This is a genomic window from Stenotrophomonas sp. LC732, assembly GCF_052446685.1.
Classification (GTDB): domain Bacteria; phylum Pseudomonadota; class Gammaproteobacteria; order Xanthomonadales; family Xanthomonadaceae; genus Stenotrophomonas; species Stenotrophomonas muris.
In genome coordinates this window covers 296,632-311,928 of record NZ_CP199214.1, presented here as the reverse complement: position 1 = coordinate 311,928, position 15,297 = coordinate 296,632, and the positions used below count along the sequence as shown (strand labels likewise).

The following is a 15,297-nucleotide window of genomic DNA, read 5'->3' as shown; positions in this document are numbered from 1 at the left end:
TTTCTGACCCTGATGCATCGCTTACAGGTGCCTCCTGGCACTTCCTGACAGTTTCCTGAGCCATGCAGTGTAACGCCAACTCCGTGACGCCTTAAGCAGTTCCACATCCCGTTCGCGGTGCTCGCTGATGACGCGCTGCTCGGTTACGGCCAACTGCAGCTGCTGCACGGACTGCCTTGCCTCATCCCGTTCGGCCATGGTCCGGTCGATTTCCGCACGCAGAGCGGACATTTCTTCGCGCAGGCTGCCGTTGGCATTGATATGCCCCAACACCATCTCCTGGGACTCGGAAAGCATGCGCTCGAGGGAGCGGACCCTTTCCTCGGTGGCAACGGCCTGAATCAACTGCTGGCGGAGTTCGGCCAGCTGAGCCTTGAATTGACCGTTGTCGATCGACTGGCTGCTGGCTGCTTCAGCAACCAGCGCTCGATTCTGATCCAGCGCATTCTGCAGGCTTTCCAGCCTGCGTTCCTGGGCCAGCCGATCATGACCGCCTTCGCGGCGAACATCATCGACCAGCGAACCCAGCACGGAGATCGAGGACAGCACCTCGTTGCGGCTGTCACGAAGCCGCTCGATCTCGGCCAGATGCGCTTCGCGCGTCCGCCGCAGTTCCTCCGCCGCCTCCAGGGAAGCGGCTTCCCGATGGGAAAGATGGGACTGGGCCTGGGCCTCGAGTTCCTCGACCTTGGCGCGAAGCTGCAGGACTTCGATATCCGCGTTCTGGACGCGCTCAGGCAAGTGCACCCCGTAGAAGGCGCCGGCATCCATTCCATGAACCTTCAGTTCGAAGAACGAGGACGACTGCACAGGCAGCACCCCATCCGTCGCAACCACCAGGTCGTAGAGCGGGCGGCTGAGGCCTTCGGCCCATTCACTGGTTTCAGGGCCGGTGCCCAGGATTGAATCGAAGGCCGCCGGACCGTCAGCGACCAACAGGGAACCGTAGACGACGCGCTGCGAATACACCTGCTGCTGCGGGAAGTAGCGCTGGATGAGTTCGATCAACTCGTGACGGAACAACTCCTTCACGTGATAGGGGTTTTCGTAGCCAGGGTCGATCGAATAGTGCTGCTTGTTCGGACTGGACATGATCAGCATCCCACCCGGACGTAGAACGCGCCGGATCTCCGACAGCATTTCCTCATGCTGGTCGTGGTGCTCGATGGTCTCGAAACTCACCACCACGTCAACGGAGTCGTCCTCCAATGGCAGCAAGGCAGCAGACGCCTCGACGAAGCGTAAGCGATCGGACCCGTAGCGGCCAGCCGCATGGGCGACGGCCTCGGCCGAGATATCCATGCCGGTCACCGAGTCCGCAACGCCAGACAGGATCTGGCTGCCATAACCTTCGCCACAGGCCACGTCCACCACCTGCTTGCCGGCACAGAACCTGGCGGCGAAGTGATAGCGATGGAGATGTTCGAAGGCGATCTGACCGGCCACTTCGGGCATGAACCGTTCGCCGGTGAATGCGAGATCTTCTACGTGCTCGTCAAGCTGGGTTGCCATGGGTCACCTCAATACATGATTGCTGCTGAAGCCGGTCACCCGGATACCAGATCTTGTTGCTCGACTACAAGGCGCACGCGCTGCATGGGTGCGCCGAACAATCCAAGGCAGATGCCACGTGCATGAACATGGAAGGCAAGCGCGTCATGCAGCCAATGGTGCTGGACATGGTGATGCTGATTGCCGTCTGCGATGGCTGCGCTCATGGTGTAGTCACCCTCGCGCAGGACAGGCATCCGGAAATCAAAGGAAGCCACCAGTACCTGCCCCGCTTGAGCGCCGGGAGGGGGATCAATGGAGGCGACATACGTGTTGTCCGCGAACAGGGTCTGCCCCAGGCGGTCGTACACCTCAAAACCGATGATGGGCGAGCTCAACACCTGGTTCACACGGCAGCGGATCTGCAGCCGGACCGGCTCTCCACCCACCACCCAGGACAGCGGGTTGCCATCCACGTCAACAAAGGCAGCGAACTCGACCTGCGCCCCGCCTTGTCCGAACCCCTTGTTTGCATTGAACTCAAAGACCCGGATTTCCTGCCGATGCTCACTGGCGTTGATCAGATCCTGGCGGAAATCACGGGGCGCCATGCCTGCGTGGTCCGGTTCGATGGCGGTCGCACCAGCAGCTGCCGGTTGCGCGTCACTTTCGGGAGCGTCAACGGCCACCGCAGCAGGACCAGCAGCGGCCATCTCCACCGCGTAGAGATCTTCCAGATACTTGGCGGTGACTTCCTTGGGGGCGCCATCTGCAACGATCTTCCCGTGCGACAACCAGACCACTCGGTCGCAGAGATTGATGACGGCGGCGGTGTCATGGGATACAAAGACCACCGTGCCGTTCTGCATGAAGGCACGGAGGAATCGCATGCACTTCTGCACGAAGAACGCGTCGCCGACACTCAGTGCCTCGTCGATGACCAGAATGTCAGCTTCCACGTGCGCGATCACGGCGAAGGCCAGCCGCACGAACATGCCGCTGGAGTATGTCTTCACCGGCTGGTCGATGAACTCGCCGATATCGGCGAATTCGACAATGGAGTCGTACTTGCTGCGCAGCTGCTCGTCCGAAAGTCCCAGCAGGGCACCGTTGAAGAACACGTTCTCGCGGCCGGTGAAATCAGGATTGAAGCCCGCCCCAAGCTCCAGCAGTGCCGCAACCCTTCCGTCGACCAGGATCTGGCCTTCCGATGGCGCCAGCGTACCGCTCAGCAGCTGCAGCAGCGTGGACTTGCCCGACCCGTTGCGTCCGATGATGCCGACCGTTTCACCCTTGCGAATCTCGAATGAAACATCCTTCAGCGCACTGAACTGGCGGCCATAGGATTTGCCTCGGCTTCCCACGACACGCGCAGCGCGCGAAAAAAGGGCGTCCTTCAACCGGTCCTGGGGCGAGCCGTAGACCTGATAGTGCTTGGAAACGCCGTCGATCTTGAGAACGACCGGATCAGATGACATCGGCAAATCCATCTCTAGATTTCTGGAAGAAAGCGTAACCAGCCATGGCCATGAGCAGGCCCACCAGCAGGCCGATCCCGAAGTACGCAGGAGACGGGATGTCACCGAACATCAATACCTTGCGTGCCGCCTCCAGGACACCCGTCAGGGGATTGGCCTGGATCAGGGGACGATAGCGTTCAGGAATCGAATCAAGCGCGTAGAACACGGGAGAAAGGAACAGCAGCAGCGTCGCAAGCGTGCCGGTAATCTGTGCCACGTCTCGGAAGTAGACGCCGATCGCGGCAAGGAACCAGGAAACGCCAAGGCAACCGAGCAACAGCGGCAGCATCACCACGGGGAACAGGATCACGGTCCAGGGCAGCGCAACGCCCATGCACAACTGGGCAATGGTCAGCACGATCCAACTGACGAACGCATGGAAAACCGCCGAACCGAGCGTCACCCACGCGTAGACTTCCAGCGGAAACACAACCTTCTTCACGTAGTTGGCATTGCTCGTGATCAATGCCGGGGAGCGATTGATGCATTCGGCTACCACGCCGTGCACGATCAGTCCGGAAAAGAGGATCAAGGCAAAGCCACCGCTGGTATCAAAGTCCTTCCACTTTGCCTTGAACACGATGGAGAACACGAACGTGTACAGGACCAGCATGATCAATGGCGTGATGAACGACCAGGCCAGGCCGGCGAAGGAACCGCGATAGCGGCCCACGATCTCACGCTGGATCAGACGGAAGATGAGTTGACGGTGCTCCAAGGGCGAACGCAGGAAGCCCGCCAATGGCCGCCGCCGGGCAGTTGCATAGGGCGTCAGCCCGGAAGATCTCTTGTCCAAGCGACTGCTCACGCCAGCGCCCTCTCCAGATCCACCTGCAGATCCCCCAGCTCCTCCACGCCCACGCTCAGCCGCACCAGCGCATCGCTGATGCCCAGCTGTTCGCGGCGCGCGACCGGAATCGAGGCATGGGTCATCACCGCCGGATGGTTGACCAGGCTTTCAACACCGCCCAGCGACTCGGCCAGGGTGAACAGTTCGGTCTTCTCGCAGAAGCGCTTGGCCGCCTCGAACCCGCCCTTGAGCACGATCGAGACGATGCCGCCGTAGCCGGCCATCTGCTTGCCGGCCAGTTCATGCTGCGGGTGCGAGGCCAGGCCCGGGTAGATCACCTTCTCCACCGCCGGGTGCTTTTCCAGCCATTGGGCCAGCGCCAGCGCGTTGGCGCAGTGTGCCTTCATGCGCAGCGGCAGGGTCTTCAGGCCGCGCAGGGCCAGGAAGCTGTCAAATGGGCCCTGCACGCCCCCCACCGAGTTCTGCAGGAAGGCCATCTGCTCGGCCAGTTCGGCGTTGTCGCCGACCACGACCATGCCACCGACCATGTCCGAGTGGCCATTGAGATACTTGGTGGCCGAATGCAGGACCAGGTCCGCGCCCAGGTCCAGCGGACGCTGCAGCATCGGCGAGGCGAAGGTGTTGTCGACCACTACGATCAGGCCATGGCGCTTGGCGATGGCGGCGACCGCGGCGATGTCGACGATCTTCAGCATCGGGTTGGTCGGGGTCTCGATCCAGACCATCTTCGTCTTCGACGTGATGGAGGCTTCGAATGCGGCCAGATCGGTGAGGTCGACGAAGCTGAAGTCCAGCCCGGCGGTGCGGCGGCGCACGCGCTCGAACAGGCGGAAGCTGCCGCCGTAGATGTCGTCCATCGCCACCACGTGGCTGCCAGCGTCGAGCAGCTCGATCACGGTCGAGCTGGCCGCCATGCCCGAAGCGAAGGCAAAGCCGCGGGTACCGCCTTCCAGCGAGGCCACGCAGCGCTCATAGGCGAAGCGGGTCGGGTTGTGGGTACGCGAGTACTCGAAGCCCTGATGCTCGCCCGGGCTGGACTGGGCATAGGTCGAAGTGGCGTAGATCGGCGGCATCACCGCGCCGGTGCTGGGGTCGGGCGACTGACCGCCGTGGATGGCCAGCGTGGCCAGGGCCAGCGCGCGGTCCGGGGAAGAAGCGTTGGACATGTCGTTTCCTGATTGGCGCCGATGACCGGCGCCGTCGAAGGAGCGGGAGTCTATCAGCGCGGCCTTAACGAGCTTTGACGCGGATAAACCGGGATTCAGCAGCGATCTGCGGCGATAAACGCCTTACTGAACGCGCCGACGCAGATAATTCAGCAGGTCGATGCGGGTGATCAGGCCGAGGAAGGCGTCGCCGTCCATCACGATCGCCACCTGGCCGCGGTCGAACACCGGCAGCAGGGCCTCGATCGGCGACTTCACGTCCAGCCGGTCCAGCTTGCTGACCATCGCGGTGGCCACGGTGTCGCGGAAGCGCGCCTCGTCGCCATAGACATGCAGCAGCACGTCGCTTTCGTCGACGATGCCGACCAGCTTCTCGCCGTCCATCACCGGCAGCTGCGAGACGTCGTACAGCTTCATGCGCTGGTAGGCGGTGGTCAGCAGGTCGTTCGGGCCGATCACCACGGTGTCGCGCTGGCCGTACGGGCGCAGGATCAGGTCGCGCAGGTCGCCGTGCTGCGGGCGCTGCAGGAAGCCGTTGTCCAGCATCCAGTAGTCGTTGTACATCTTCGACAGGTACTTGTTGCCGGTATCGCAGACCAGCACCAGCACCCTCTTCGGCGTGGTCTGCTCCTTGCAGTACTTCAGCGCCGCCGCCAGCAGGGTGCCGGTGGACGAACCGCCCAGGATGCCTTCCTTGCCCAGCAGCTCGCGCGCGGTGTGGAAGCTCTCGGCATCGCTGATCGCATAAGCCTTCTTGACGCGGCTGAAGTCGGAGATCGAGGGCAGGAAGTCCTCGCCGATGCCTTCCACCAGCCAGCTGCCCGACTTGTCGTTGAGCACGCCGTCGTTGATGTATTCGGCCAGGATCGAGCCGACCGGATCGGCCAGCACCAGCTCGGTCTTCGGCGACAGCCTGGCGAACGCGCGCGACAGGCCGGTCATGGTGCCGGAGCTGCCGCAGCCGAACACGATGGCGTCGAGGTCACCGCCCATCTGCTCGAGGATTTCCGGGCCGGTGCCGAACTCATGCGCGGCCGGGTTGTCCGGGTTGCCGAACTGGTTGATGAAGTAGGCGCCCGGGGTCTGCTCGGCGATGGTCTTGGCCAGGTCCTGGTAGTACTCGGGATGGCCCTTGGCGACGTCTGAACGGGTCAGGCGCACTTCAGCGCCCATCGCCTTCAGGTTGAAGATCTTCTCGCGGCTCATCTTGTCGGGAACGACGAGGATCAGCTTGTAGCCCTTCTGCTGTGCCACCAGCGCCAGGCCCAGGCCGGTGTTGCCGGCGGTACCTTCAACCAGGGTCGCGCCCGGCTTCAGGTCACCCCGCTGCTCCGCCGCCTCGATCATCGACAGGCCGATGCGATCCTTGATCGATCCGCCCGGGTTGGCGCTCTCCAGCTTCAGGTAGAGCTCGCAGACGCCGGTGTCCAGGCGCTGGGCCTTGACGATCGGGGTCTGGCCGATGAGTTCGAGGACGGAAGAATGGATGGGCATTCGGAGGACTTTCGATTCGCGCCACGCAGGGCCGGACCGATGATTATCCGACGGATGGCGCTGAATGTCAGGTCGGCGCGGAGATGCCGCCCGCCGGCCCCGTAAAGGGATGCGGGCGGCCCCGGATCGACGAGGAGACCGGTACCGCCCGCATCGGTGAGTGGTGCCTGGAGACCAAGGCACCACCGCCTGTGGTGCCTTGGCGCGGCCGCCTCATCGGCGGTGCCGCGATGCCGGGGCAGAAGCGCCCGGCGGGGCCATCGATGGCCGGGTCACGCCGTTCCGGGCGCGACGGGGTGCGTCAAAGCGTGGGGGACGTCGTTGGGAGCGGTGTTTCGTACATTCGCAGAAGGCGTTGCTTGGCCAGCAGCTTCTCACGCTTCATGCGACCCAGGGTGACATCATCGATCGGGAGTACACCCAACTCCGCGTCCATGCACTTCTTGTTCAACTTGCGGTGCTGGTCATGGAGTGCCCTGAACTCCGGATCACGCGCGCGACGGGCGTCGATCTCGCTCTGGGGCTGATCTTCAAACATGATGGACCTCCTTCGACAGATACACGAACGCCCCGGCCACAAGGCACGGGGCGTTGTTCATGGAGGAGCGCCGGCCGATGGCCACCTGGACGCCTGCAACGACCTGCGGCACTGGCCTGCGCACGTCGATCTGCTGCGGTTCGCGCCCTGCTTGCATCGGCCCGGCCCTCCCATCGTCCGGTCCGCGGCATTGCGTCCCGGACGATTGACCCTACGCCTGCTCAAGGCGGGGTACAAGACCCCTGCGTCAAAAAGACCGAACCCCGCCGGGCGGGGTTCAGGCTGAATGCTCATTGCAACGAAAAACAAACAATATCAATGCATTACGGGGCGATGATGACCTCGGCCGAACGGGCCCGGGTGGAGGCTGCCTTCTTGCCGCTGACCTGGATCCGGTTGCTGGCGACACCAGCCGCGACCAGGGCGTCGCGCAGCGCTTCGGCCCGCTTCTGACCCACGCCGTTGGCATTGTCGTAGGCCTCGATGCGCAGGCGGCCCTTCTTGCCGATGTTCAGGTACTCGGCCAGCGCCTTGGCCTGGTTGCGGGCCCCACCGGACAGGCTGGAGGCACCTGCAGCGAACGCGTCGCCATTGAAGGTGAAGACTTCGCCTCGCCCATCGAACTTCGAACCCGGCAGTTTCTGCCCGGAGACCAGCTCGGCCTCCTCACGGGCCAGCTTGGCGGCGTTCTGCTGGGCAGCGCTGAGCCGCTGCTGCTGCTTGCCGGCCACGCTGGTCAGGGCGTTTTCGGCGTCCTGGCGGGCCAGGGTTTCGGCCTCGGCGGCCTGGCGCAGGCGTTCGGCCTCCTCGGCCTGCATCTGCGCCTGCATGCGCAGCTGCTCGGCTTCCTGACGGGCGCGGGCAGCGTCGCGGCGGCTGGCCTCGATCAGCAGGTCGCTGCGGGTGCGCTCCAGGCGGTCGACCTCGCGCGCGGCCATCGCGGTGCGCACGGCCGTCTCGGCAATCTCCACCCGGCGCTCGGCCAGGTAGGTGGCCAGCTCCTGGTCACGGCGCTTGGCCTTGTCCAGGGTCGCGATGGCCTGCTGGGCCTGCATGCGCTCGAAGGCGCCCAGCTCAGCGGTATCCGGGTTGGCCTGGATGGCCATCAGGCGCTGGCTCAGCTGCGCCACCATCGGGTTGTCGGCGGCCACGGCCAGGGTCGGCAGCGCCAGCAGCGCGGCCAGGGTTGCGGCGGTCATCGGCTTCACCGGCGGTCCTCCCCGGTCGACAGCTGGCGTTGCAGCTGGTTGACCTCGTTGCGGCGCAGCTGCAGCTGCGCGGTGACGGTGGCTTCCTCGCTGCGGACGCGTGCCAGGTCGGCATCGGCGGCGGCGCGCAGGGCCATCGCCGGGGCGTTCTTCCGTTCGCGGCGGTCGCCGGCGGCGCGCTGGGCCTGCTCCAGCCCCTGCCGGGCCAGACCGATCAGGTCCGGGGCGTACTGGTCGGCGTCGGCCTGGGTGGCCTTGTCGACCGCCTGCCGGGCCTGCGCCAGTTCCAGGGCGGCGTCCTGCGCCCAGGCGGGGGCAGACAGTGCGAATGCAAACGCCATCACATACAGGCCATGGCGCATTCGTGCGAAGCTAAGTCGTTTCATTGGGGAGGCCGTACCGGTTGTCGGTTCACGGCCATTGTCGTCAAGCCGACACCGTGCTGGCAACGGGCGTCGGCCGTTTCGTTGGGGAAAATTCGCAATGGATATCGGCTACTTCCTGAAGCTGATGACCGAAAAGAACGCTTCGGACATGTTTCTGACCACCGGGGCACCGGTCTACATCAAGATCGAGGGGAAGCTCTATCCGCTGGGCAACACCGGCCTGCCGCCGGGCATGGTCAAGAAAATCGCCTACTCGCTGATGGACGAAGGCCAGGTGCCGCAGTTCGAGCGCGAGCTGGAGCTCAACATGGCCATCGCCCTGCCCGATGCCGGGCGCTTCCGCGTCAACGTGTTCAAGCAGCGGGGCGAGGTCGGCATGGTCATCCGCGCCATCCGCAGCCGTATCCCGAGCATCGAGGAGCTGAACCTGCCGCAGGTGCTGAAGGACGTCATCATGACCCCGCGCGGGCTGGTGCTGGTGGTGGGGTCCACCGGTTCCGGCAAGTCCACCTCGCTGGCGTCGATGATCGACCACCGCAACAGCACCACCACCGGTCACATCCTCACCATCGAGGATCCGATCGAGTACCTGCACAAGCACAAGATGTCGATCGTCAACCAGCGCGAGGTCGGCCTGGACACCCACGCCTTCCACAACGCGCTGAAGAACGCGATGCGTGAAGCGCCGGACGTGATCCTGATCGGCGAAATCCTGGATGCGGAAACGATGGAGGCGGCGATCGCCTTCGCCGAGACCGGGCACCTGTGCCTGGCCACCCTGCACTCCAACAACGCCGACCAGACCATCGAGCGCATCCTCAACTTCTTCCCGGAAAGCGCGCACAAGAACGTGCTGATGAACCTGGCGCTGAACCTGCGTGCGGTGATCAGCCAGCGCCTGGTGAAGAACAAGGAGGGCCGTCGCCTGCCGGCCACCGAGGTGCTGATCAACACGCCGATGATCCGCGACCTGTTGCGTCGCGGCCAGGTGCACGAGATCAAGGCGGCGATGGAAGGCTCGCTGGAAGAAGGCATGGAGAGCTTCGACCAGTGCCTGTTCCGGCTGGCCAAAGCGGGAGTCATCGAGCAGGAGGAAGCGCTGCGCGCGGCCGACTCGCGCGATGGCCTGGCCCTGAAGTTCCGTTTGTCCGAAGGCAGCAGCGGCGAGCACGACCCGTACGCCGATTTCTCGGCTGGCGCACCCAGCATCACCCACGGCTTCTGACCCCACGGAAAAGGGGACGGAGGGGATTAAGTCGTTTGTGCATTTGCGACTTAATCCCCTCCGTCCCCTTTTTTCTGAAGCGTTCATGGGCGGTCTCATCCAATGAGACCCCTCATCCGTAGGTTTCCTCAATGGAAACCATCCGCAAGCTGGCCATTCTGGCCGACGCCGCCAAATACGACGCGTCCTGCGCCTCCAGCGGCTCGGGCAAACGCGATTCGCGCGCCAGTGGCGGTATCGGCAGTACCGAGGGCATGGGCATCTGCCACAGCTACACGCCCGACGGCCGCTGCGTTTCATTGCTGAAGATCCTGCTGACCAACTTCTGCATTTACGACTGCGCCTATTGCGTGAACCGGGTCTCCAGCAACGTGGCCCGCGCGCGTTTCAGCGTGGACGAGGTGGTCACGCTCACCCTGGACTTCTACAAGCGCAACTACATCGAGGGCCTGTTCCTGTCCAGCGGCATCATCCGCAATGCGGACTACACCATGGAGCAGATGGTGGAAGTGGCCCGGCAGCTGCGCGAAGAACACCGCTACGCCGGCTACATCCACCTCAAGACCATTCCCGAGGCCTCGCCGGAACTGCTGGCCAGTGCCGGGCGCTATGCGGACCGCCTGTCCATCAACGTGGAACTGCCGACCGAAGCCGGCCTGAGCGCCTTGGCACCGGAGAAGACGGTGCATTCGATCCGTGGCGCGATGGGCGAACTGCGCTGGCGCATCGAGGAAGCCAGGGAAGCTCGCAAGGCCCCCGCAGTGGTGGCGCCGACGGCCAGTCGCAGTGTTCGCCCGCGCCCTCCCCGTTTCGCACCGGCCGGGCAGAGCACCCAGATGATCGTCGGCGCGGACGGGGCAAACGACCAGCAGATCCTGGCCAGCGCCGACAGTCTGTACGGCAACTACCGCATGCGCCGGGTCTACTACTCCGCATTCAGCCCGATTCCGGACGCCAGCCGGCAGCTGCCACTGCAGCCGCCACCGCTGCAGCGCGAACATCGCCTTTACCAGGCAGACTGGCTGCTGCGCTTCTACGGTTACGGTGTGAAGGAGATTACCGACACCACCCAGGACGGCATGCTCGACCTGGATATCGACCCCAAGATGGCCTGGGCGATCCGCCATCCCGAGCGCTTTCCGGTCGATCTGAACCGGGCACCGAAGGAAATGCTGCTGCGCGTGCCCGGCCTTGGCGTGCGCAACGTCAAGCGCGTGCTGATGGCACGCCGCCACGGGCGGCTGCGCGTGGCCGACATCGCGCGCCTGAAGGCACCGATGAGCAAGCTGCTGCCGTTCGTGCTGCTGGCCGACCATCACCCGCGCAAAGCACTGGATGATCCGGCGGCGCTGCGCGCGCAGCTGGCCCCGCCGCCGCGCCAGGGTTCGCTTTTCGATGCCCCGTCTGCGTCCTGACGCGCAGCGTTGGTCGCTGCGGGTGGATCCGCCGTGGTCGCTGCAGGCCTGGCGCGATGCTGCGCGCGAAGCGTTGCTGCGCGGCGTTGCCCCGCCGCAGCTGGACTGGCTGGAAGGGAGTGACACGTCGCTGCTGGATGCGCCGGCCGTGCAGCAGGCGCCGATGCTTGCCGATGCCGGTGCACCCAACGTTCCACGTGACTTCCTGGAGCTGGCGGCCACCTGCCTGTGCCATCGCGATCCCCAGCGCCTGGCCGTGCTGTATCGCCTGCTGTGGCGCATCGCCCATGGCGAGCGATCAGTGCTGGGCAACCCCGCCGACGCCGATGTCCTGCGCGCGACAGCCCTCGCCCAGGCCGTCCGCCGTGACACGCACAAGATGAAGGCATTCGTGCGCTTCCGCGAGGTACCTGGCCAGCCCGATGCGTTCATCGCCTGGTTCGAGCCGCAACACCACATCGTCGACCGGGTCGCGCCGTTCTTCGCGCGCCGCTTCACCGGCATGCGCTGGGCGATCCTGACCCCTTCGCGCAGCGTCGCCTGGGATGGGCAGGCGCTTGCCTTCGGCCCCGGTGCACGGCGCGAAGATGCCCCGGCCGAGGATGCACGGGAGTCGCTGTGGCAGACCTACTACGCCAGCATCTTCAATCCGGCGCGACTCAACACACGGATGATGATGCAGGAGATGCCGGCCAAGTACTGGCGCCACCTGCCTGAAGCACAGTTGCTGCCACGCCTGGTGCGCGACGCGGCCGACCGCGTGCAGGAAATGCATGACCGGCCGGCACAGGCACCGCAACGCAGGATTCCCCCGCGTGCGAACGCTGCGGCGCCGGCAGCCGATGCCAGCAGCCTGGACAATCTGCGCGGACAGGCCATTGCCTGCCGCCAGTGCCCGCTATGGGAGCAGGCCACGCAGACCGTGTTCGGGCAGGGGCCTGCCGATGCGCGGGTGATGGTGATCGGCGAGCAGCCCGGTGATACCGAGGATCTGCGCGGGCAGCCGTTCGCAGGACCTGCCGGCCAGGTGCTGGACCGCGCACTGGCGGAACTGGGAATCGATCGCGTCCAGCTGTACCTCACCAACGCGGTGAAGCACTTCCACCATGAGCGGCGCGGCAAGGTGCGGCTGCACAAGCGGCCGGAAAGCCGCCACATCCAGGCCTGCCGCCCCTGGCTGATGGGTGAGATCGCACGCGTGCGGCCCCAGGTGATCGTATGCCTCGGCGCGACAGCCGCAGCCTCGGTATTCGGTCGTGGTTTCGACCTCGCACGCGACCGCGGACGCTGGCACACCCTCGAGGACGGCACGCGCGGCTACGCCACGGTGCACCCGGCATGGGTGTTGCGGCAGACCGACGATGCGCGCCGCGAGGAAGCCTACCGGGTGTTCCGCGATGACCTGGCCCGTTTGCGGCAGAAAGGGGACGGAGGGGATTAAGTCGTAAGTGCATATACGACTTAATCCCCTCCGTCCCCTTTTTTTCAGGCGGCGTCGGGCTGGTTTTCCGGGCGTGCGCGGTCGAAGGCATCCACTGCCTGGCAGGCCGCTTCGATGCGGCGCAGGGTCGGGTACGGTGCCAGGTCCAGGCCGAAGCGGTGGGCGTTGTACAGCTGCGGCAGCAGGCAGATATCGGCCAGGCCGGGACGGTCACCATGGCAGAAGGCGCCGGTGTCACGACTGTTGACCAGCAGGGCTTCCATCGCCGCGAAGCCCTCGGCGATCCAGTGCAGGGTCCACTGCGTGCGCGCATCGGCCGGCACCTGCAGATCGCGCTCCAGGTACTGCATCACCCGCAGGTTGTTGATCGGGTGGATGTCGCAGGCCACCAGCTGGGCCAGCGCCCGCACCCGCGCGCGGCCGGCGGCGTCGGCCGGCAGCAGCGGTACCTGCGGAAAGCGCTCGTCCAGGTATTCGAGGATCGCCAGCGACTGGGTCAGCACATGCCCCTCATGCAGCAGGGTCGGCACCTGCTGCTGCGGGTTGAGCGCCCGATAGGCATCCCGGTGCTGCTCGCCACCGTCGCGCACCAGATGCACCGGCCGGGCCTCCCAGGCCAGGCCCTTCAGCTCCAGACCGATGCGCACGCGGTAGGCGGCGCTGGATCGCCAGTAGGTGTACAGCACGATGCCGTCGTCGACCGGGATCTCCATGGCCGCCTCCATGCTCAGGGCCTGGCCGCCTGTTCGATGCGCTGCTCGATCGCACCGAAGATGCTGTTACCGGCGGCATCGAGCATCTCGATGCGGACCACGTCGCCGAACGACATAAACGGCGTGCTCGGCTTGCCATCGCGCAGGGTTTCGACCACGCGCTGCTCGGCGAAGCACGACGCACCCTTGCTGGTGTCTTCATTGGCGATGGTGCCCGAGCCGACGATGGTGCCGGCGACCAGCGGACGGGTCTTGGCCGCATGCGAAACCAGCTGGGCGAAATTGAACTGCATGTCCACGCCCGCTTCCGGCGCACCGAACCACTGGCCGTTGATGTGGGTCAGCAGCGGCAGGTGCACCTTGCTGTCCTGCCACGCGGCACCCAGCTCGTCAGGGGTGACGAACACCGGCGACAGCGCCGAGCGCGGCTTGGACTGCAGGAAGCCGAAACCCTTGGCCAGCTCGCCCGGGATCAGGTTGCGCAGCGAGACATCGTTGACCAGGCCGACCAACTGGATATGACCGGCTGCCTGTTCCGGGGTCACCGCCATCGGCACGTCGTCGGTGATCACCACGATCTCCGCTTCCAGGTCGATGCCGTAGTCCTCGCTGACCACCTTGACCGCATCGCGCGGGCCGTAGAAGCCGGCGCTGGTGGCCTGGTACATCAGTGGATCGGTGTAGAAGCTCTCCGGCACCTCGGCGCCACGGGCACGGCGCACGCGCTCGACGTGCGGCAGGTAGGCGCTGCCATCGACGAACTCATAGGCGCGCGGCATCGGCGCGGCCAGTGCCTGCGGGTCGAGGTCGAACACGCCATCGGCATCGCCGGCATTGAGCGATTCGTACAGGGCGTTCAGGCGCGGTGCCATGTGGCTCCAGTCCTCCAGGGCCTGCTGCAGGGTGGCGGCAATGCCGGTGGCGCGCACGCCGTGGCGCAGGTCACGCGAGACGACGATCAGGGTGCCGTCGCGGCCGCCTTCCTTCAAAGAACCAAGCTTCATGGGTGGGTGTCCGGAGTCGTGGGCAAACAAGTTTCAAGTGTAATCAAATCTGCGGCGACGCCAAGCTGCAGCGCGGCATCGGCCCACCCTACCGTAGTGGGGGGTTCGGCAGGGCTTGCAGCCCTGCACCTGCTCAATGCAACAGCAACGGCAACGTCAAAAGCGGCTCTGGCTTTCTGCTGGTTGGGCGGGGCGGTGTGGGCCGGCAGGACACGCCGTAAACCCGTCCATGGGGGCTCGATGGCGCCATCCATGGCGCCAACGGTCCTGCCCACCCACACCGCCCTACCCCCGACAGATCCCCGCGGCGGCTGTTGGTGGGTGCCGACCGTTGGTCGGCACATCTGTCAGATATCGAATGAAATTCCGGGGCCAGATCCGTTTTCCTCCGGAAAACGGATCTGGCCCCAAGAGCATTTCCGACAGACCGCAGCAAACTGTCGAAGGCGGGGTGGGTCCGGTTGAGGGGGTGTGAGCGGCATGGATGCCGCGACCAAGCCCCCATGGATGGGTTTACGGCGCCCCCCTCAACCGGACCCACCCCGCCAACCCTCAGGAAGCCAGCTTTTGACGTTGACGTGGCTCTGGCCTCCGCGGGTGCAGGGCTGCAAGCCCTGCAGACACCCCCTACCTGAACAGGCCTTTTTGCGCGAAGTCTCGAACATCGTTTAGACTTGCAGGGTCTGCAGCGGCCGTCCGTTTCCCTCCGGGATCGCCGGCGACCAGGGTCCGCCCTCTTCGCCCGCCCCCACTCCGACGCCGTTCGTCACGCATTCCAGCCTGCGCTTCGTGCCGGCTGCACCCAATTCTCGCAGCGCGGTTCACGGGAACGCTCCGAGTCAGCCGATCAGTTTGATCTGCCCCCGTCTGTCCGCTCGGACAGGC

General features: G+C 65.1%; 13 protein-coding genes. 3 read left to right on the top strand and 10 right to left on the bottom strand.

The annotated features are described in order from the left end of the window. Positions 1-21: 21 nt before the first annotated feature. From ACT6SE_RS01535 to ACT6SE_RS01500, 8 genes are all read right to left on the bottom strand, one after another. The gene (locus tag ACT6SE_RS01535) at positions 22-1,512 is read right to left on the bottom strand and encodes a methyltransferase domain-containing protein (RefSeq protein ID WP_046428718.1); all 1,491 of its coding nucleotides are present in this window, start codon (positions 1,510-1,512) and stop codon (positions 22-24) included. 35 nt (positions 1,513-1,547) lie between these two features. Continuing rightward, positions 1,548-2,969, bottom strand: a complete 1,422-nt coding sequence (locus ACT6SE_RS01530; protein WP_046428716.1) for an ABC transporter ATP-binding protein — start codon at positions 2,967-2,969, stop codon at positions 1,548-1,550. Next, a complete protein-coding gene (locus ACT6SE_RS01525; RefSeq protein WP_141098655.1) occupies positions 2,959-3,819 on the bottom strand; it encodes an ABC transporter permease in 861 nt (286 codons plus the stop codon). The genes ACT6SE_RS01530 and ACT6SE_RS01525 overlap by 11 nt, the downstream gene beginning before the upstream one ends. After that, complete coding sequence (locus ACT6SE_RS01520) at positions 3,816-4,988, bottom strand: cystathionine gamma-synthase (RefSeq protein ID WP_046428715.1); 1,173 nt, start codon at positions 4,986-4,988, stop codon at positions 3,816-3,818. The genes ACT6SE_RS01525 and ACT6SE_RS01520 overlap by 4 nt, the downstream gene beginning before the upstream one ends. A gap of 123 nt (positions 4,989-5,111) precedes the next feature. Further along, a complete protein-coding gene (locus tag ACT6SE_RS01515) occupies positions 5,112-6,482 on the bottom strand; it encodes a pyridoxal-phosphate dependent enzyme (RefSeq protein ID WP_046428713.1) in 1,371 nt (456 codons plus the stop codon). Positions 6,483-6,783: 301 nt separating this feature from the next. Next, entirely contained in the window at positions 6,784-7,020 is a 237-nt protein-coding gene (locus ACT6SE_RS01510) for a YdcH family protein (RefSeq protein ID WP_005407964.1), read from the bottom strand. Positions 7,021-7,343: 323 nt separating this feature from the next. Further along, positions 7,344-8,228, bottom strand: a complete 885-nt coding sequence (locus ACT6SE_RS01505) for an OmpA family protein (RefSeq protein ID WP_080281838.1) — start codon at positions 8,226-8,228, stop codon at positions 7,344-7,346. Next, positions 8,225-8,590: a DUF4398 domain-containing protein gene (locus ACT6SE_RS01500; protein WP_005415160.1), complete on the bottom strand. Its 366-nt coding sequence runs from the start codon at positions 8,588-8,590 to the stop codon at positions 8,225-8,227. Before ACT6SE_RS01500 ends, ACT6SE_RS01505 begins: the two co-directional genes overlap by 4 nt. A 121-nt stretch (positions 8,591-8,711) precedes the next feature. On the opposite strand from ACT6SE_RS01500, the gene ACT6SE_RS01495 reads away from it, so the two are divergent. The 3 genes from ACT6SE_RS01495 (at position 8,712) to ACT6SE_RS01485 (ending at position 12,695) form a co-directional block, all read left to right on the top strand. Next, entirely contained in the window at positions 8,712-9,839 is a 1,128-nt protein-coding gene (locus tag ACT6SE_RS01495; RefSeq protein WP_046428711.1) for a PilT/PilU family type 4a pilus ATPase, read from the top strand. Positions 9,840-9,970: 131 nt separating this feature from the next. Then, positions 9,971-11,254: a putative DNA modification/repair radical SAM protein gene (locus ACT6SE_RS01490; protein WP_046428709.1), complete on the top strand. Its 1,284-nt coding sequence runs from the start codon at positions 9,971-9,973 to the stop codon at positions 11,252-11,254. After that, positions 11,235-12,695, top strand: coding sequence for a UdgX family uracil-DNA binding protein (locus tag ACT6SE_RS01485; protein WP_046428706.1), 1,461 nt, complete (start codon positions 11,235-11,237; stop codon positions 12,693-12,695). The genes ACT6SE_RS01490 and ACT6SE_RS01485 overlap by 20 nt, the downstream gene beginning before the upstream one ends. Before the next feature lie 44 nt (positions 12,696-12,739). Here the strand turns inward: ACT6SE_RS01485 and maiA are convergent, their stop codons facing one another. Continuing rightward, entirely contained in the window at positions 12,740-13,408 is a 669-nt protein-coding gene (gene maiA, locus ACT6SE_RS01480) for a maleylacetoacetate isomerase (protein WP_032957926.1), read from the bottom strand. A 14-nt stretch (positions 13,409-13,422) separates the two neighbouring features. After that, positions 13,423-14,412 carry a fumarylacetoacetate hydrolase family protein gene (locus ACT6SE_RS01475; RefSeq protein ID WP_046428698.1) on the bottom strand — a complete coding sequence of 330 codons (990 nt, stop codon included), beginning with the start codon at positions 14,410-14,412 and terminating at the stop codon, positions 13,423-13,425. Between the last annotated feature and the right edge of the window lie 885 nt (positions 14,413-15,297).